Origin of the sequence: Ruegeria sp. TM1040, assembly GCF_000014065.1 — a bacterium.
GTDB lineage: Bacteria > Pseudomonadota > Alphaproteobacteria > Rhodobacterales > Rhodobacteraceae > Epibacterium.
The window spans coordinates 1,864,177-1,882,544 of record NC_008044.1; the positions used below are offsets into that span (position 1 = coordinate 1,864,177).

The following is an 18,368-nucleotide window of genomic DNA, read 5'->3' on the forward strand; positions in this document are numbered from 1 at the left end:
ATGACTGTGGAGATCATCAATCTGGGACTGCCGAAATCCGGCACCACGACGCTCAAGGACGCGTTGACCCGCGCGGGGTATTCCGTGGCCGATCACCGGATAAAATCCGAAGAAGACCCCGACGACCCCGATGACCGGGTCTTTGTCGGTGATCTGATGTATCAGGGGCTCTATAAGTACGGCGATCCGCTGGCGCTGCTCAACACGCATGATGCGCTCACCGAGGTGAGCTTTATCTACGGGGGCAATTCGGTCTGGCCGCAATGCGACCACGCAATGCTGCTGGCGCTGCGCAAGCTGCACCCGAGACTGTGTTTTGTGGCCACACGGCGCGACACCGAACAGATGGCGCATTCGATCATGCGCTGGAACAACCTGGGCAAGCTGCGGCTCCCGCTCTCGACGGTTCCGGGCCTGCCGGTGGGATACGGGCACGAAATCGACGAGCAGATGATCTGGATCGACGGCCACTACGAGGCGCTGGCGCATTGGTTTCGCAATGACCCGCTGTACCTTGAACTCGATGTCGCCGCGCCTGATGCGCAGTACAAGCTGGCGCGTTTTCTGGGCCGCCCCCTGCCATGGTGGGGACAATCCAATATCAATCCAGAAGGGCCCTCTGCGCGCGGGCGCGGCAGACGACAGGACGAGGCAGGCTGATGCGGATCTATCTTCATATCGGGCTGCACCGCGCAGGATCGGAACGGATACAGGCGGTGTTGGCCGACAAGCGCGACCAGCTGCGCGCACGCGGAATTCTGGTGCCGCGAGCGGCGGGGAGCAAGAACCACACCCGCCTGTTCATGGCCGTGAGCGATCCCGAGCATGTTGACCCGCTGCGCTACAATCGCGGCTTCATCAGTCCGGAAAAACAGGCGGACCTGCGCGCAAACCTGCAGGAGAGCCTCTCGCGCGACATTACCCAGTATCAGCCCCACACGCTCATCCTGAGCGCGCATCAGCTCGGAACGCATCTGTCGCGCAAAAGCGAGCTGGAACGGCTGAAGGCTCTGCTGGCGCCGCTCTCGGATGACATTCGGATCGTTGCCCATGTCGAGGCACAGGCGCGGATGCTCGCGGATGTCTTTGCAGAACAAGTCTTTGAGGGGCGCGCCGCCAGCCTCTCGCGCGAGGTGGAACTGACCCGCGAAGACAGCTGGTGGTCGGCGGCGCTTGACACCCTGCCACCGGTTGATCCGCAGGCAGGTCAGTTCGAGGAAACCCAAGGCGCGCCATTCTGGCTCGATTTCAAGGCCTTGCAAGGATTTTGGGAGGAGGTTTTTGGCGCCGGAACGGTCTCCTTCCGCAGCTACCGAGCAGAGGTCTTTGACAGCGCGGACGTGACGCAGGAAGTCTGTGAGACCTTTGGCATTGCGGAACAGATTGGCCGGGTGGATCCAGCCAAACGCAGCAGGCCAATCCCCGCCGCATGGCTCACACGTGGGCGGCAATTCAACGCATTGCTCTTGCGGCTTTTGGCACAGGGCAACCATATCCTGCCACGCAAGCTGTGGCGGCAGATGATTCAGGACCTCAAGGTCGATGGCCCGCCGTTGGACCCAGCCAGACTGGGCGCGGTGACACGGTTTTTTACGGCTCAGAACACCCATCTCTGTGCAGAGCATGCGGCGCTGTCGCAGGATGTCTTTGAGATCGAGACCTCCACCGAAGACTGGTCAGAGGCCCCCCCACTACAGGGGTTTCGCGCCTCGCAGTATCTCCTCGCCTTCCTCTACCGGATCGAAAAGGCCACCAATGAAGAGCGCGCCGCACGCGAGGGGGACCTCAAGGCGCACCAGAGCGCGCGCGCGGCTCAGCAGAGCGCAGAAGGTGCCGCCCCCACAGCCAAGGCTCGGCGCCTGATGCCCCCGCTTGCGCTCAAGAATTTTGCGATGCTTCAGGGCTCGACTTTCAAGCCACACGACCGGCTGGGTCGTGTGGATGAGACCGCCGAAAGACCGCCCTACACAGAGGTGCCCCCCCGCATCCTGTCAAAGGGGCAAAGCGGCAATGTCATCGTCGGCTGCATGAAGGATGAGGCCCCCTATATCCTTGAGTGGGTCGCCTATCACCGCATGATCGGGGTGGATCATTTCCTGATCTACACCAACGGCTGCAGCGACGGCACCGCAGAGCTCCTTGATCGGTTGCAGGCGCTTGGCATCCTTGAGCATCGCAACAACGACAATTGGAAAGGCAACTCGCCCCAGCAATACGCCCTCAATCAGGCGCTGAAAGAGCCAGTGATCAAACAGGCCGATTGGGTGATCCACATCGACGTAGATGAGTACATCAACGTGCGCTGCGGCAATGGGACATTGGCTGATTTCTTCGACCATGTGCCAGATGCCACCAATGTCGCGATGACATGGCGGCTCTTTGGTCACAACGGCATCACCACGTTGAACGACCGCCCGGTGATTGCACAATTTGATCGCTGCGCGCCCAAGTTCTGCCCCAAGCCCCATACCGTCTGGGGCTTTAAGACCATGTTCAAAACCATTGGCGCCTATCAGAAAATCTCTTGCCACCGGCCCAACAAGCTGGAGGAGGAAAAGCGCGCGCAGGTGAAATGGGTCAATGGTTCTGGTGAGGACATGACCCATGAGGTGATCGACAACGGCTGGCGCAGCTCGAAAAAGTCCATCGGCTATGATCTTCTGCAACTCAATCATTATGCGTTGCGCTCGGCAGAGAGCTTCCTTGTGAAACGCCAGCGTGGGCGGGCGCTGCATGTGGATCGCTCGATCGGGCTCAACTACTGGATTCGCATGGATTGGAACGACCATCGCGACATCACCATCCAGCGCAACCTGCCCAGGATGCAGGCGGAGATGGATCGCTTGCTCGCAGATGAGACCCTGCGCGCCCTCCACGAGGCGGGGTTGGCGTGGCATCGCGCCAAGGCGGCAGAGCTGCACCAGCAGGAGGAATTCGAAGCGCTTTATCAGCAGGCGCTGGAGATCGACATCCCCGCAACCGAGCGCGTGGCCTGGGCGCTCTCGCTGGATCTGGAGAGCTGACCATGCGCACGCTGGCCGTATTGACAGTTCGCAATGAGGGGGCCTTTCTGCTCGAATGGCTGGCGCACCACAAGGCAGTAGGATTTACGGATTTTCTCGTCTTTTCAAACAACTGCGACGACCCCACCGCCGAGATCCTGACCCGTCTCGATGAGATGGGCCATCTGGCGCATGTGGAAAATACCGGCCCCTTCGACAAGGGCGGCATCCAGTTCACCGCCATGAAACGCGCAGACAAGCATCGCCTCGCCAAACGCGCCGACTGGATCATGGCGCTGGATGTGGATGAGTTCGTGAACATCCACACCGGGCGCGGACAGATCTCGGACCTGCTCGAAGCACTGCCAGAGGCGGATGCCATCACGCTGACATGGCGGCTCTTTGGCAACGCGGATCAGGTCCGCTACGAAGGCGAGCGTGTCACCGATCGCTTCACGCGCGCCGCGCCCGCAGTCATGCATTGGCCTTGGCGCGCGTCGATGTTCAAAACGCTCTATCGCAATTCAGGCGTGTATCGCAAAATCGGCATCCACCGCCCCCGCAACGTGAAGGATGAAGCCGCCCGCGACCAATACCGCTGGTTCGACTGCGTCGGACGCGAATTGATGGGCGATTTCAAAACCAAGCGCGTGTTCTCAAACTACGGTCAGGACAACTACCAGCTGGCGCAACTCAATCATTATCCGCTCGGCGCAATGGAGAGCTATATTCTCAAGGCCAACCGGGGACGCGCGGTGCACTCAGAGGATCTTCTGGATGTCGACTACTGGGTGGAGCGCAACTTCAACACGGACGAGGACACCTCGATCAGGCGCTACCGGGCGGCGCGCGATGCGATCCTCGACCTGTTCTTGGCTGACGAGGCTCTGCGCAAACTCCACGAGCGTGCCGTGCAATGGCGCAAGGACCGCTTCATGGAACTGATGCGCGAAGAACCTTACCGCGCACTCTTTGGCCGACTCATGATGACGCCTCCCTCGCGCCCGATCAGCCAGGTCACGGGCCGTACCCTGGCCGGATTTGCCACCCTTGGACACCAAAACCAGCGCAGGATCCGCGTCAAGAAGGACACCGTACCGGGTGAAACACCAAGTGGTGACAGCCCGAACACAAGCCCGCTGCCCGACAAGGACTAGCCCGCTGATCTCGCCCTGCTCTCGGTGGGATTATCGCCAACTGAGCAACAATGGCCGACAATTGGGCCAAGGTTTTTCTAAATTTAGCCTCAATCTCAGCCTAGATGTGACCCCGAGCAAGACCGAAAAAGGTGTGGCAGGTGGCGCGCATGCAAGACGACACGGATATTCTCGAGCAGGATCTCTCAGGCCTCAAACCTGCGGAATGGCAGGCTCGGCTGGCAGAGATGGCCGAAGAAAACGGCATGTACCAGCCGCTTGGAGAGCGTCATTTTGCGACCTTCATCGATCAGGGCAACACGCTTCTCGTCACGTTCGAGAGCCGCCAGGGGATCGAGAGCTTTTCCGAAACCGCGCAGCCGCTTGGGTTTGATCTGGTCAAGAACCTCGGCTGGTCGCATCTGTGCCTGATCTCGGACGGCGATACCTGGTTTCGAGAGCCTCGGATCTACGGGTTCTTTGACCAGTTGATCGACGACGGGTTCTTTGAAGAATTTGACAACGTGGTCTTTTATGGCGCAGGCCCCTGTGGCTATGCGGCAGCGGCCTATTCGGTGGCAGCCCCCGGCGCCACCGTGGTGGCCATCCAGCCGCAGGCGACGCTTGACCCACGGATGACCGAATGGGATGACCGCTTCGTCGAGATGCGCCGCACCTCTTTTACGGATCGCTACGGCTACGCGCCGGATATGCTGGATGCGGCCGAACGGGGCTTTGTGCTCTATGATCCCTATCAATCGCTGGACGCCATGCATGCCGCGCTCTTTGCGCGCCCCAATGTGACCCGCTTGCGTCTGCCGTGTATGGGCGAAGCCATTCAGACCCGCCTCATCGAGATGGACATCCTCTATCGGATCATGTCGCTCGCGGGCAGCGGTCGTCTCACCGCAGAGGCCTTCTACAGGCTTGCCCGGGCGCGGCGCGACAATAACGTTTACCTCCGCAACGTGTTGAACCGGCTCGACTATCTCGAGCGGCCCTATCTCAACATCCTTCTGTGTCGCAATGTGAACGACCGGCGTCGCATGCCGCGTTTCCGACGCCGCCTACGGGATCTGGAGCGCCGCGCTGCCGAGGGAGAGTTCCGCATGCCGCCGGGTCCCGCTCTGCCCCCTGATCCGCAACACGGCGACGACGGCCTCTAAGCTGCCTTCCCAAGTTCATGGGGCTGTGCTAACGCCTGCGCCATGACCCAGAGCCTGACGATCACCCGCCCCGACGACTGGCATCTGCATCTGCGCGACGGCGACATGCTGCGCGCGGTGCTGCCGGAAACAGCCCGCCATTTTGGCCGCGCCATCATCATGCCCAATCTCGTGCCCCCGGTTGTCACCGGCGCCGAGGCCAGCGCCTATCGCGACCGCATTCTTGCCGCACTCCCTGAGGGCATGACGTTCGAGCCCCTGATGACGCTCTATCTCACCGAGGACACGGACCCTGCAGATGTCGCAGCCGCCCATGCCTCGGGTCTGGTCAAAGCCGTCAAGCTCTACCCCGCTGGCGCCACCACCAACTCCTCGTCCGGTGTGCGCGATTTCGACAAGGTCCGCCCCGTGCTTGAGAAAATGGCCGAAATCGGCCTGCCGCTCTGCACCCATGGCGAGGTCACCGACCACGACATCGACATCTTTGACCGCGAGGCCGTCTTTATCGATCGCGTGCTGGACCCGATCCGCCAATCCACACCGGGCCTGCGTGTGGTGATGGAGCATATCACCACCAAGGACGCGGCGGATTATGTGCGATCGCAGGACAAGGATCTTGGCGCGACAATCACCACGCACCACCTGATCATCAATCGCAACCACATCCTCGTGGGCGGGATCAAGCCACACTATTACTGCCTGCCTGTCGCCAAGCGCGAAGAGCACCGCCTCGCCCTGCGCCAAGCTGCGACCTCCGGTGATGCGCGGTTCTTCCTTGGTACCGACTCAGCGCCCCACACCGATGCCAACAAGCTCCAGACCTGTGGCTGCGCGGGTTGTTTCACGGCGACCAACACCATGGCTCTGCTGGCCCATGTATTTGAGGAAGAAGGCGCGCTCGACAAGCTCGAAGGGTTTGCCTCCAAGAACGGCCCCGCCTTTTATCGCTTACCCGAAAACGATGGTCAGATCACACTGGTGAAACAGGACGCGCCCGTCGCTTTCCCGGAACAGATCGACACGCCGGACGGCCCCGTGACCGTCTTTGATCCAAGCTTTGCGGTGCATTGGACCGTCACCTGACTTCATCTTCTCGATAAATATCCCCGCCGGAGGCTCCCGCCCGCGCCTCTGGCACTCTGCTCTCGAAGGATACGCCATGATCCCCTCCTCCTACCCCTCCGCCGAAGAAATTGCCCGCCTCTCTGCCCGCATGCTCTTGGAAATCGGCGCGGTGAACTTCAACACCGATGAACCCTACACGCTGGCTTCGGGCCTGCCGTCGCCGAGCTACATCGACTGCCGCAAGCTGATTTCCTTCCCGCGCATCCGCTCCACCCTGATGGATTTCATGGCTGTCACGGTGATGCGCAACGCAGGCTTTGAGGCCTTCGACAATATCGCGGGCGGCGAAACCGCAGGCATCCCCTTTGCCGCGCTGGTGGCCGAACGCCTCGCCCTGCCAATGACTTATGTGCGTAAAAAACCCAAAGGCTATGGCCGCAATGCCCGTATTGAGGGCGCCATGTCCGAAGGCGAGCGCGTCCTGCTGGTCGAAGATCTGACAACCGATGGCGGTTCCAAGCTTTCTTTCGTGGACGCGATCCGCGAAACCGGTGCCACCTGCGGGCACACGGCGGTGATCTTCTATTACGACATCTTCCCCGAGACCACAAAAACGCTCGGCGATCACGGCGTACAGCTGCATTATCTCTGCACCTGGTGGGATGTGCTGGCCGAGGCGCGCGCGCAGGCTGCCTTCAGCACCGAAACCCTTGACGAGGTAGAGAAATTCCTGCGTGATCCGCGCGCCTGGCAAGAGGCCAACAAGAAGACCTGAGGAAAACCTGTCCTTCAGGGCATCTGTCATCTGTGGATAAGGCCGCGCCGAATCGGAGCGGCCTTTCCCATATCTCGCGGCTGACGCGCGTTTGACACACAATATGCGGAGAAAATGTCCCCTTCAGGCGATTTTATCAAAAATTGCCCACATCGACCTCTGCGGTTATCCTCAAACGATCCACAGGGATTTCCAGATGGTATTCGGGGCAGTTTCCAGCGTAAAACACGAGCCTATCAAAAGAGAGCAATCATGAACGAGATCACCTCTTTCAACGGCGATCCACAGCCGCCAGCGTCACCGGACGCGCGCGGTGCGGCAGATGAAGCGCAGGCAACAGAATTGCCCCATTCCGTCGAGGCGGAACAGCAACTGCTGGGGGCAATTCTCACCAACAATGACGTCTATGACAAAGTCGCCTCGATCATAAATTCCTCGCATTTCTACGACCCGGTCCACGCCCGGATCTACGAGGTGGCCGCGGCCCGGATCTCCAAGAACGCGCTGGCTTCGCCAGTGACGCTCAAGGCCTTCATGGAGGATGATCAGGGCCTCAAAGAATTGGGCGGCCCCGCCTATCTCGCCAAGCTGGCCTCGGCGTCGATCTCCGCCTTTGCGGTGCGCGACTATGCACAGATGATTTATGATCTGGCGATCCGGCGCGAACTCATCGCGCTTGGCCAGACCATCGCGGAAAAAGCCCGCCGCGTCGATGTCGCCTCCGAACCCAAGGAACAGATCGTCGAGGCCGAACAGTCGCTCTACCAGCTGGCCGAACAGGGCCAGACCGAACAGGGGTTCAAATCCTTCCTGCGCGCTGTCACCGAGGCCGTGAATGTCACCAATGAGGCCTACCAGCGCGGCGGCGGCATGGCCGGGATCTCTACCGGGCTGGATGATCTCGACAAACAGCTGGGGGGCTTGCACCCTTCGGACCTGCTGATCCTCGCCGGACGCCCCTCGATGGGGAAAACCTCGCTTGCCACCAACATCGCCTTCAACGTCGCCAAAGCCTATCGGCGCGGTCTGAAACAGGACGGCAGCGAAGGGGCCATTGACGGCGGCGTTGTGGGCTTCTTCTCGCTCGAGATGTCCGCCGAACAGCTGGCAGGCCGGATCCTGGCCGAAGCGTCAGAGATCTCCTCGCACAAGATCCGCCAGGGTGACATGACCGAAGAAGAGTTCCGCCGGTTCGTCCAAGCCGCCAAGGATCTGGAAAGCTGCCCGCTCTTTATCGACGATACGCCCGCGATCCCGATCTCACAGCTGGCCGCCCGCGCCCGCCGCCTGAAACGGACCCATGGGCTCGACCTTCTGGTGATCGACTACCTGCAGCTCTGCCGCGGCATGTCCGACAACCGCGTGAACGAGATTGCCGAGATCTCGATGGGCATGAAAGCCATCGCCAAGGAACTCAACATCCCCGTCATCGCCCTGTCGCAGCTCTCCCGTCAGGTCGAAAGCCGCGAGGACAAACGCCCGCAGCTCTCCGACCTGCGGGAATCGGGCTCGATCGAACAGGACGCCGACGTGGTCATGTTCGTGTTCCGCGAAGAATACTACAAAGAACGCGAAAAACCGGGCGACCACGAGCTCGACAAGATGGAAGAGTGGAAACAGGCGATGGAACGCTTGCACGCGAAGGCCGAAGTCATCGTCGGCAAACAGCGTCACGGCCCCATTGGCACGGTCGAACTTTCGTTCGAGGCGCAGTTCACGCGCTTTGGCAACCTCGCCAAAGCCTGGCAGCAGCAACCCGACGGCTATTAAGGTCACAAAAGGGGCGCCGGGCCACCGGTCCCCTTCATCTTTTCCTCAATACCTCGGGGGAGGCCCATCAGGCCGGGGCAGCGTCCCCACCTGTGGGTGCATGACACGCGCGATCCGCTGCTCAATGCAGAGCAGGATGCGGTTTCCCCCTTGACCCTCCGGCCCTCCGTGTCATGAACAAGCCATGAGTACGGCACGTTTAAAAATCAATCTGGATGCGCTGGCGATCAACTGGCGCAATCTGGATGCCAAGACCAACTGCGAGACCGCAGCGGTGGTCAAGGCCAATGGCTATGGTCTGGAATCCGGCCGCGTCGGCAAGGCGCTGGCACAGGCAGGCGCGCGCAATTTCTTTGTCGCCATCGCCGAAGAAGGCATTGCGCTCAGGCGCGCGCTTGGACCCGGCCCGGGTATTTCGGTCTTTGCAGGTCATATGGAGGGCGACGCAAAACTCCTGCGTGACTTCCAGCTGACGCCGATGCTCAACTCGCTGGATCAGATGCTGCGCCATTTCGAGAGCCTGCCGGGCCACCCCTTTGGCGTCCAGCTCGACAGCGGCATGAACCGGCTTGGCATGGAGGCCGCCGAATGGATGGCCGTGCGCGACATCGCCCTCGATCAAAACCCCGTCCTCTTGATGTCGCATCTGGCCTGCTCGGACGAGCCGGGCCACGGCATGAACGCATATCAGCTCAAGAATTTCATCGAGATGACCGAGGGGCTCAATATCCCCCGCTCGCTCGCGGCCACTGGCGGCCTTCTGCTGGGGCGCGACTACCACTTTGATCTCTGCCGTCCCGGCATCGGGCTTTATGGGGGCGCACCCTACGCCGATGCGCTGCCCGTGGTCGAGCTTGAGGTGCCGGTGATTCAGGTGCGCGACCTCGCCCCGGGCGAGAGCGTCGGCTACGGCAACACCTGGATTGCGCAGCGCGACAGCAAGATCGCCACCATTGCCGGCGGCTATGCCGACGGGCTGCACCGGGCGTTCCAGCGACAGGGGATCATGGCTTATGCGGGCGGCACCCCCTGCCCCGTGGTGGGTCGGATCTCGATGGATCTCATCACCGTCGATGTCACCGACCTGGCCGAAGTGCCGCCCTACCTGAGCCTCATGAATGAGACGCAGACCGTGGATGTGCTGGCAAACGCCGCTGATACCATCGGCTATGAGGTCCTGACCTCGCTCGGCAACCGCTATGCGAGGACCTACAGCGCATGACCCCCACCTCCGCCCTTGGGATGATCGGCCGCGCATCGCTGGGCCGCCTCGCCGCCCTCGGGCGGATCACGCGCTTTGCCGCCTCAACCTTCAGCCACATGCTGCGTCCGCCCTTTTACCCGCGCGAATTGGCAAATGCGCTGTTGCAGGTGGGCTGGCTCAGCCTGCCGGTGGTGGCGCTAACCGCGATCTTTACCGGCGGCGCGCTGGCGCTCCAGATCTATGCGGGCGGTGCGCGTTTCAACGCCGAGGCCGTGGTGCCGCAGATTGTTGCCATCGGCATGGTACGCGAGCTTGGCCCGGTCCTTGTAGGCCTGATGATTGCGGCGCGCGTGACCTCGTCCATTGCCGCCGAAATCGCCACGATGCGCGTGACCGAGCAGATCGACGCGCTGGTGACGCTCTCGACCAATCCGATGAAATACCTTGTCGCCCCGCGCGTGCTTGCCGCCCTCCTCACGGTGCCGGTTCTGGTCGGCGTCGGAGACATCATCGGCATCATGGGCGGCTATGTGGTGGCCACCGAAACCCTGGATTTCAACGCCGCCGCCTACCTCAAGAACACAGTCGACTTTCTTGAGCTGCGCGACATCGTCTCCTCCCTCGTGAAGGGCGCAGCCTTCGGCACTATCGCCGCCCTCATGGGATGCTACTACGGCATGCAATCGGGCCGCGGCGCCCAAGGTGTCGGGCGTGCGACCAAGGGATCGGTCGAGGCCGCCGCCGTGCTGATCCTTGCAGCCAACTTCGTGCTCACGGGGGTGTTTTTCTCGCTATGACCCATCCGATGATCGAAATGCGCGAGGTCGCCAAGGCCTTTGGCTCAAACGCTGTTTTGCGCGGTGTGGATCTGGAGGTCGCCAAGGGCTCCTCGCTGGTCATCATCGGCGGCTCCGGCACCGGGAAATCCGTGGCGCTGAAATGTGTGCTCGGCCTCATTGAGCCAGACTCAGGCGAGATCCGTGTGGATGGAAAGCCCGTCGGCCAAGGCGACCGCGATGCGTTCCTGTCGCGCTTCGGTATGTTGTTTCAGGGCGGCGCGCTGTTTGACTCGCTGCCGGTCTGGCAAAACGTCGCCTTTCGCCTGTTGCGTGGCAGCCTCGCCCGGCCCCGCGACGAGGCGCGCGAGATCGCGATCGAGAAACTTCGCCGCGTGGGCCTGAAGCCCGATGTGGCCGACCGCCTGCCCGCCGAGCTGTCGGGCGGCATGCAAAAGCGCGTCGGTCTTGCCCGTGCCATTGCCGCGGAGCCAGAGATCATCTTTTTTGACGAGCCCACCACCGGGCTTGACCCGATCATGTCCGGCGTCATCAATGACCTTATCCGCGAAATCGTGGTGGAGATGGGCGCCACCGCCATGACGATCACCCACGACATGACCTCGGTGCGGGCGATTGCCGACAATGTCGCCATGCTGCACGGCGGCAAGATCCGCTGGACGGGTCCGGTGGCGGAGATGGACAATTCGGGCGACCCCTACGTGGAGCAATTCATCTCCGGCAGCGCGGAGGGCCCGATCGAGGCGGTGCGGTAGAACAGCGTTTGTCCCATTCTACAAAGAGTTTTATTTGTGAATTTGAACGTATTGCTTGGCGATATGCTCGCCGCGATACTTGCACCAATCATCAACGGCATACTCGGCTTGTTTGCAGCCCTAGTCAGCCTGATGGCAGAATTGCTACCACCTGTACTTGCCCCAATTGTCGAAGCTATCCTCTGGGTTTACGTCGCCCTCATTGCAGCGTTCAGCCACTTGATATGGGGTCTTGTGCGGCTCTTGGGACTTGCGAGCCATGCGCGCGGCATATCGTTTGCGTTTTTCGCCCTTGCGATTGCGGCAACGCTTTATCTTCTGGCAGGTATGGCGCTTTTCTTTGAGGGCGACACTCAGAACGTCCTGAGGTCTGGCTACAGCACCCATTCCGTATTGGTTGCTTTTGTGGGCATGCTCGTCGCAGCCGCAATCGGTTCATGTTTGCGCAACGATCCATCGGCCACCGAACCAAATGAGGCGATTGCCCAAACCTCCGACGCGCCGTCAGTGGCCCCATCACATGTCAGCAGTCGCCGCCGCGCCTACGTCACGGGCGCTGTTCTGGCTGTGGGCTGCGGGCTTCTGGGCCTGTGGATCTACAACACTGTGCTGGCAGCGAAAGAGAAACGCCCTTGCACAAAGACCGAAACCGCGATCATCGTGGCCGAACGGGTTGTCGCCTCAAAATCTGGCGCGCAAAACAGCTTTGATACGGAGGACCTGAAGTGTCGGCTTCCATGACTGCAGCCAGCGCGCGGGGCAAAACGCTTCTTTTCCTCCGCCTCGCCAATCTCGCCCTGCTGATCCTCTATCCCATCGCGTGGTTTGCACCTCTGTTGCGGGCCGGTCTTCTGCCGATCTTCGGCCTGTCGGAAATCTCCGTGCTCACCGGCCTTCAGAGCCTCTGGAACAGTGACATCGTGCTGGCGCTGGTGGTCACGGTCTTTGCGCTCTTTGCGCCCTACCTCAAAACCATCGGCCTTGCCTTGGTGCAGTTCCGCTTATTGGATGCGCGCAGCCTTCCTGTGCTGAATATCCTCGGCAAGCTTGCGATGGCCGATGTCTTCTTGATTGCGCTTTATATCACGCTTGCAAAAGGCATCAGCTACGCCACCATCGAGGTCGCATGGGGCATGTATCTCTTCACCGCCTGCATCCTCGCCTCCATCATTCTTTCAATTGCGACGGACCGCCATATCAGACGCGAGTCGGGGGCGGGTCAATGACGGCCCATCGGGCCGCCGCGCCCCGCGCGGTCGCAGATCATTGAGGCGCAGGCGACTCGCATTCAGGCTGGACAAGGCGCGTTCAGGGCAGACCTGCCCCTGAACCGCTTCTCAGCAGATCACTTTTTGCGCCGCGCAGCGGCGCGCGGCCCAACGGGAGACGATCATCTTTTGATGATCGTACGACGGGCGGGAGCCCCACCCATATGCGGGGAAAAAGGGGCGCTGCCCCCGGCCCTCTGGGCCTCCCCCGGCATATTTTGTGTTAGAAGAAGATTGGCCAGACTTGAACAAACCAGAAACATCTGCCACTGATCCCCCATGGCAAAGACAACATTCTCCTGCTCCGCCTGCGGGGCCTCCTATTCCAAATGGTCCGGTCGCTGCGAGGGCTGCGGTGAGTGGAATACGATTTCCGAAGACAAGGGGCTGAGCTCTGGAGGACCGGCCAAGAAGTCCCTTGGCGCAATGCGCGGCAAACGACTGGCGCTGAGCGATCTGGCCACGCAAGAGACGCCTCCTCCGCGCACCCTTTGTGGTGTGGCAGAGCTTGATCGCGTCCTTGGAGGCGGCCTGGTCGATGCGTCGGCCATCCTCGTGGGGGGCGATCCCGGGATCGGTAAATCCACGCTGCTGTTGCAAGCTGCGGCGCAATTTGCACACGCAGGCCTGAAGACGGTCTATGTTTCGGGAGAGGAAGCCTCGGCGCAGGTACGGATGCGCGCCCAGCGTCTGGGACTGGCACAAGCCCCTGTCAAGCTCGCGGCGGAAACCAACCTGCGCGATATTCTCACCACGCTTGAGGCGGAAAAACCCCAGCTGGCCATTATCGATTCGATCCAGACCATGTGGGCCGACAATGTGGACAGTGCGCCGGGATCCGTCAGTCAGGTGCGCGCGGCGGCCCATGAGCTGACCACTTTTGCCAAGACCAATGGTGTCAGCATCATCATGGTGGGCCATGTCACCAAGGAAGGCCAGATCGCCGGGCCTCGCGTGGTCGAACATATGGTCGACACGGTCTTGTATTTCGAGGGCGAGCGCGGCCACCAGTTCCGCATCCTGCGTGCCGTGAAGAACCGCTTTGGCCCTGCCGACGAGATTGGCGTCTTTGAGATGACCGGCGGCGGGCTGGCGCAAGTGGTGAACCCTTCGGCCCTGTTTCTGTCCGAACGCGGCCAGCCCTCGCCCGGATCGGTGGTCTTTGCCGGTATCGAAGGCACCCGTCCGGTCCTCGTGGAAATGCAGGCGCTGGTGGCGCCTTCGCCCCATTCGCAGCCCCGCCGCGCTGTGGTGGGCTGGGACAGCTCGCGCCTTGCGATGATCCTCGCCGTTCTGGAGGCGCGCTGTGGCATTCCTTTTGCCGGGCTTGATGTCTATCTCAATGTTGCGGGCGGCATGAAAATCTCTGAACCCGCGGCCGACCTGGCGGTGGCGGCCGCCCTCCTTAGTGCACGCGAGGACACCGCCCTGCCCGCCGATACGGCAATATTTGGCGAAATATCCCTATCTGGCGCGCTCAGACCGGCCCCTCAGACCGAAAACCGGTTGAAAGAGGCGCAAAAACTTGGTTTCACGGCAGCGATCGCTCCGAGCGGTGGCAAAACTGTTTCTGTCCCCGGCCTGACCCTGCGCCCGGCCGCCGACCTCACAGGATTTGTTGGCGAATATTTCGGAGCAGGCTAAAAGGCCACTCAAGTTATATTTCGCGGGCAAACAGGCGAGGGACATGGAAGGTTTCACCATTATCGACGGCGCAGTGGCGCTGGTTATCGTTGTATCGGCGCTTCTTGCCTATGCACGCGGCTTTGTCCGCGAGGTCATGGCCATCATCGGCTGGGTCGCCGCTGGTGTTCTCGCCTATATGTTCGCACCACAAGCAGAGCCTCTGATGGCTGAGATCCCTGTGGTGGGGGATTTCATCGCGGACAGCTGTGAGCTGTCGATGATCGCGGCATTCTTTGCCGTCTTTGCCATCGCCCTGATCGTCGTGTCGTTCTTCACGCCGCTGCTGGCGGGGCTGGTGCAGCGTTCTGCACTGGGTGGTCTCGACAATGGCGCTGGGTTCTTCTTTGGCGTCCTGCGCGGCATCCTGCTCGTAGTGATTGGCTTCTTTGTCTACAACGTCATCATGACCGGGCAGAGCTTTACCATCGTGGATGAGAGCCGCTCGGCTGCGGTCTTCAACCAGGTCATCGGCAAGGTCGAAGAGCAAAACCCCGAGCAAGCGCTGGGCTGGGTAACGCAGAAGTATGAAGAGTTGATCGCCTCCTGCGGTATCTGAGAGACATCATCTACCGAGATTGAGAGGGCGTCCAATTCGGGCGCCCTTTTCATATTCGCGAAAGTGCATGCTGCCCTTTCAGGGGACCGTTCAATCTGTTCACAGAGTTATCCTCAGACCAGCGTAAGTGTTAACGCAAGTGCGCAAGCGATTAACACTCCGTTAATAAAGAAGAATCGATTCTAAACATCTCGGCGCAGGGGTCGGAATCCTGCAAAAACTGTTAATAACTTCTTAATTACCCCCAGAACGCGCGTTAACCTTTGGGGTTTGCTGCGATTTTCGGGTCTCAAAAGGCATCTGGTACCGAAACCGTCCCAAGCCTGCCCCATTCTTGTCCCAATTCGGGGGCCAATTGAGATCAACGAAGGCAAAAAGCCTCGCCGCTCTCAGAAGGGACATTGGGACATGCTGTTGGATCACACCACCGCGTTTACGGATTACCAGCCGGTTGACCTGCTTTTGGACCTGCGTTCAGGCGACGCAGAGGCACAGGCAAACGCCCGCCTGCGCCCTCAGAACGGTGGAGTGCTGCCCGGCACGCTGATCGAGACCGGTTCCGGTTTCAAACAGGCCCGCGCCCTGCGCCCCGGCGACATGGTGCAGACCTTTGACGGCGGCCTACGCGAAGTTGTGAATGTGCGCCACTCGGTGCCGCGTCTGACGGCAATGGTGCATGTACCTGCCGGTGCGCTTGGCAATGACGCCGCGCTCGAGCTGCCTTCTGACGCCATCGTTGCCATTGAGGGCGATCTTGCGCTCGATCTCTTTGACCTGCCCGTCGTGACCGCGAAGCTGGTGGCCCTGATCGGCTACAACGGCATCACCACCGCCCTGCCCGAACGTCTGGCGCGTATTCACATCGAATGCGCCGAAGAAGAGCTGGTTTGGTGTGAAGGCGGCATGGTGCTGAACGCAGCCGAAGCAGAGACCGAAGGCTTCTATGAACTCCTGGATCTGGCAGAGACCCGCCAGATTGTCGAAGCCGGCCGCATCGAGGCGACCGAGACCTTCGAGATCGACGAAGACGCAGAAGATGCAGACTTCTTTGGCGTTGAGGCGGCACCGGCACCGGCCTTTGACCCCATCGACCTGCTCTTTGGCCGCTACGCCGCCTGAGCGCGAGCGGCGCGCATCCTGTCACGCGCCCTGCCTGACAGCGCACGCTGTCCAGCCTATCCCATGGGCACCTCCTGCGTCTTTTCCGGGGAATCCTGCCCCGTTCCAGCCCGAACTTGTGATCCTTTGATGACAACGCCTGTCAGACCGCCTATGTGAGGGCCGTCACTGTTCGACAGGATTCGGAGCCAAAGCCCCTGTGTTGACCCAGTACTCAGCCGACCTGTGCCGCCAGTTGTGTGCGGCAGGTTCTGCCCCTCTGGCCCCCCACAGCCATAGTGCAGCCCGCCTGCGCGCCGCGCTGCACCCTTCTGATCCTGTCGCCCCGTTCACGAGAACTTCCCCAGATCACGGCCCAGCATCCCCTGTTGCGGCCATTGTCGTTGGCCTCTGCGCCCCGACATCTCACGCCGCGGCCTTCGGGCTGTAAGCCACTCGAACGATTAATTTGGAGCCTCGCCATGTGCGGTATCTTGGGCATCGCAAGCAGAAACGAACAAGTGTTTGCGGAACTCTATGACGGGCTGCTGATGCTGCAGCATCGCGGTCAGGATGCGTCAGGCATCGTCACCTACGGCGATGGGTTCTTTCGCGAACGCAAGGCCAACGGTCTGGTGAAGGACGTCTTTGGTGCCAAAGACGCCGAGACCCTGCAAGGCCGTGTCGGGATGGGCCATGTGCGCTACCCCACCGCAGGTTCGCTCTCGGCCGCCGAGGCGCAGCCGTTTTTTGTGAACGCACCCTATGGGATCTACCTGGTCCACAACGGCAATATCACCAACACCGAAGAGCAGCGCGCAAAGGTCACCGGCAAATACAGCCGCCACCTGCGCACCACCTCGGATTCCGAGATCCTGCTCAACGTGCTGGCGGATAAGGTGGCTGACGCGATCAAGGTCAATGGCAACGCGGATCCGATCCGCAACATCTTTGCCGGTGTGAAAATGACCATGGAGCGCGTCCAGGGCGCCTATTCCGTGATCTGCCTCATCGCCGGCGTCGGCATGCTGGCCTTCCGCGACCCCCATGGCATCCGCCCGCTCTCCGTGGCCCAACGCGAAGCCGAGGGTGAGGGCAATGATTATGCCTTTGCCTCCGAGGATGTGGCTTTTGGCATCAACGGCTTTGAAAAACTGCGGGACCTCAAACCCGGCGAGGCCATCCTCGTCGATCTTGACGGCAACAAGCACGAGTTCCAGGCGGTCGAAGGCAAGCTCACCCCTTGTATCTTCGAATATGTCTACCTCGCCCGCCCCGACAGCCTCTTGGACGGGATCTCGGTATATAAAACCCAGATCCGCATGGGGCAGACACTCGCCAAGCAGATTGAGGCATCCGGCCTCGACATCGACGCCATCATCCCGGTGCCAGACAGCGCCCGCCCCGTGGCACTTGAGGTTTCCAACATCACCGGCATTCGCTACCGCGAGGCGCTGGTGAAAAACCGCTATGTGGGCCGAACATTCATCATGCCCGGGCAAGAAGAACGCCAGAAATCCGTGCGCCGCAAATTGAACGCGATCCCGCGCGAGATGCAGGACCGCAACATCCTGCTCATTGATGACTCCATCGTGCGGGGCAATACGATCAAGAAGATCGTGCAGATGTGTCGCGAGGCCGGTGCCAAGAAGGTCTATATCGCCTCCGCTTCGCCGCCGGTGAAATACCCCAATGTCTATGGCATCGACATGCCCACCAAACACGAACTGGTGGCCAACGGGCGCTCGATCGAGGAGATTCGCGAGGAGTTGGGGGCGGATGAGCTGTTCTACCAGAACCTCGAGGACCTGATCTGGGCCGCCAAAGGTGGAAACCCGGACATCGAAGCCTTTGATTGTTCGTGTTTTGACGGCGAGTATGTCACCGGCTCGGTCAGCGAGGACTACCTCAACACGCTCGAAACCAGCACCCGCGTGACCAAGAAAATCAAGGACATGCCTGATGCAGGCGCATCCTGGAACGGCGCAACGCTGGCCACCTGAGCCCTGAGCCCCCCATGCGCGGATCTGCGCCCGTCACGCAGCCGTCACGCGCCTGTGCGGGCGCAGTGATTGCAAGTCTGCGCCAAC

Annotated in this window: 16 protein-coding genes; all 16 read left to right on the plus strand. The window is 61.0% G+C overall.

Going from position 1 to position 18,368, the window contains the following annotated elements:
* The 16 genes from TM1040_RS13285 (at position 1) to purF (ending at position 18,281) form a co-directional block, all read left to right on the plus strand.
* Positions 1-660, plus strand: coding sequence for a sulfotransferase (locus TM1040_RS13285; protein WP_011539100.1), 660 nt, complete (start codon positions 1-3; stop codon positions 658-660).
* Positions 660-3,023 carry a glycosyltransferase family 2 protein gene (locus tag TM1040_RS13290; protein ID WP_011539101.1) on the plus strand — a complete coding sequence of 788 codons (2,364 nt, stop codon included), beginning with the start codon at positions 660-662 and terminating at the stop codon, positions 3,021-3,023. The genes TM1040_RS13285 and TM1040_RS13290 overlap by 1 nt, the downstream gene beginning before the upstream one ends.
* A 2-nt stretch (positions 3,024-3,025) precedes the next feature.
* Positions 3,026-4,159 (plus strand): glycosyltransferase family 2 protein, encoded by a 1,134-nt coding sequence (locus TM1040_RS13295; RefSeq protein WP_011539102.1) that lies wholly within the window; start codon positions 3,026-3,028, stop codon positions 4,157-4,159.
* A 149-nt stretch (positions 4,160-4,308) separates the two neighbouring features.
* Positions 4,309-5,304 (plus strand): hypothetical protein, encoded by a 996-nt coding sequence (locus tag TM1040_RS13300; RefSeq protein WP_011539103.1) that lies wholly within the window; start codon positions 4,309-4,311, stop codon positions 5,302-5,304.
* Between the two features lie 42 nt (positions 5,305-5,346).
* Positions 5,347-6,387 (plus strand): dihydroorotase, encoded by a 1,041-nt coding sequence (pyrC, locus tag TM1040_RS13305; protein WP_011539104.1) that lies wholly within the window; start codon positions 5,347-5,349, stop codon positions 6,385-6,387.
* A gap of 76 nt (positions 6,388-6,463) precedes the next feature.
* Complete coding sequence (locus tag TM1040_RS13310; protein ID WP_011539105.1) at positions 6,464-7,144, plus strand: orotate phosphoribosyltransferase; 681 nt, start codon at positions 6,464-6,466, stop codon at positions 7,142-7,144.
* Between the two features lie 252 nt (positions 7,145-7,396).
* Positions 7,397-8,914, plus strand: coding sequence for a replicative DNA helicase (locus TM1040_RS13315; protein ID WP_011539106.1), 1,518 nt, complete (start codon positions 7,397-7,399; stop codon positions 8,912-8,914).
* 184 nt (positions 8,915-9,098) lie between these two features.
* On the plus strand, positions 9,099-10,136 hold the full coding sequence (gene alr, locus TM1040_RS13320; protein ID WP_011539107.1) for an alanine racemase: 1,038 nt from the start codon (positions 9,099-9,101) through the stop codon (positions 10,134-10,136).
* Positions 10,133-10,915, plus strand: a complete 783-nt coding sequence (locus TM1040_RS13325) for an MlaE family ABC transporter permease (protein WP_011539108.1) — start codon at positions 10,133-10,135, stop codon at positions 10,913-10,915. The genes alr and TM1040_RS13325 overlap by 4 nt, the downstream gene beginning before the upstream one ends.
* 8 nt (positions 10,916-10,923) lie before the next feature.
* Positions 10,924-11,670: an ABC transporter ATP-binding protein gene (locus tag TM1040_RS13330; protein WP_044026804.1), complete on the plus strand. Its 747-nt coding sequence runs from the start codon at positions 10,924-10,926 to the stop codon at positions 11,668-11,670.
* A gap of 36 nt (positions 11,671-11,706) precedes the next feature.
* Positions 11,707-12,411: a hypothetical protein gene (locus TM1040_RS13335; RefSeq protein WP_044026805.1), complete on the plus strand. Its 705-nt coding sequence runs from the start codon at positions 11,707-11,709 to the stop codon at positions 12,409-12,411.
* Positions 12,408-12,896, plus strand: coding sequence for a paraquat-inducible protein A (locus TM1040_RS13340; protein ID WP_011539111.1), 489 nt, complete (start codon positions 12,408-12,410; stop codon positions 12,894-12,896). The genes TM1040_RS13335 and TM1040_RS13340 overlap by 4 nt, the downstream gene beginning before the upstream one ends.
* Before the next feature lie 321 nt (positions 12,897-13,217).
* Positions 13,218-14,582 (plus strand): DNA repair protein RadA, encoded by a 1,365-nt coding sequence (gene radA / locus TM1040_RS13345; RefSeq protein WP_011539112.1) that lies wholly within the window; start codon positions 13,218-13,220, stop codon positions 14,580-14,582.
* Positions 14,583-14,625: 43 nt separating this feature from the next.
* On the plus strand, positions 14,626-15,180 hold the full coding sequence (locus TM1040_RS13350) for a CvpA family protein (RefSeq protein WP_044026806.1): 555 nt from the start codon (positions 14,626-14,628) through the stop codon (positions 15,178-15,180).
* 408 nt (positions 15,181-15,588) lie between these two features.
* Positions 15,589-16,299 (plus strand): Hint domain-containing protein, encoded by a 711-nt coding sequence (locus TM1040_RS13355; RefSeq protein WP_011539114.1) that lies wholly within the window; start codon positions 15,589-15,591, stop codon positions 16,297-16,299.
* A gap of 461 nt (positions 16,300-16,760) precedes the next feature.
* Positions 16,761-18,281, plus strand: coding sequence for an amidophosphoribosyltransferase (purF, locus tag TM1040_RS13360; RefSeq protein WP_011539115.1), 1,521 nt, complete (start codon positions 16,761-16,763; stop codon positions 18,279-18,281).
* The last annotated feature ends 87 nt before the right edge of the window (positions 18,282-18,368 follow it).

Coding starts and splice junctions, on each gene's coding strand:
- TM1040_RS13285 (WP_011539100.1), top strand. CDS start 1: ATGACTGTGGAGATCATCAATCTGGGACTGCCGAAATCCGGCACCACG.
- TM1040_RS13355 (WP_011539114.1), top strand. CDS start 15,589: ATGCTGTTGGATCACACCACCGCGTTTACGGATTACCAGCCGGTTGAC.
- TM1040_RS13310 (WP_011539105.1), top strand. CDS start 6,464: ATGATCCCCTCCTCCTACCCCTCCGCCGAAGAAATTGCCCGCCTCTCT.
- TM1040_RS13330 (WP_044026804.1), top strand. CDS start 10,924: ATGATCGAAATGCGCGAGGTCGCCAAGGCCTTTGGCTCAAACGCTGTT.
- radA (WP_011539112.1), top strand. CDS start 13,218: ATGGCAAAGACAACATTCTCCTGCTCCGCCTGCGGGGCCTCCTATTCC.
- TM1040_RS13290 (WP_011539101.1), top strand. CDS start 660: ATGCGGATCTATCTTCATATCGGGCTGCACCGCGCAGGATCGGAACGG.
- TM1040_RS13295 (WP_011539102.1), top strand. CDS start 3,026: ATGCGCACGCTGGCCGTATTGACAGTTCGCAATGAGGGGGCCTTTCTG.
- purF (WP_011539115.1), top strand. CDS start 16,761: ATGTGCGGTATCTTGGGCATCGCAAGCAGAAACGAACAAGTGTTTGCG.
- TM1040_RS13300 (WP_011539103.1), top strand. CDS start 4,309: ATGCAAGACGACACGGATATTCTCGAGCAGGATCTCTCAGGCCTCAAA.
- TM1040_RS13340 (WP_011539111.1), top strand. CDS start 12,408: ATGACTGCAGCCAGCGCGCGGGGCAAAACGCTTCTTTTCCTCCGCCTC.
- pyrC (WP_011539104.1), top strand. CDS start 5,347: ATGACCCAGAGCCTGACGATCACCCGCCCCGACGACTGGCATCTGCAT.
- TM1040_RS13350 (WP_044026806.1), top strand. CDS start 14,626: ATGGAAGGTTTCACCATTATCGACGGCGCAGTGGCGCTGGTTATCGTT.
- TM1040_RS13315 (WP_011539106.1), top strand. CDS start 7,397: ATGAACGAGATCACCTCTTTCAACGGCGATCCACAGCCGCCAGCGTCA.
- TM1040_RS13325 (WP_011539108.1), top strand. CDS start 10,133: ATGACCCCCACCTCCGCCCTTGGGATGATCGGCCGCGCATCGCTGGGC.
- alr (WP_011539107.1), top strand. CDS start 9,099: ATGAGTACGGCACGTTTAAAAATCAATCTGGATGCGCTGGCGATCAAC.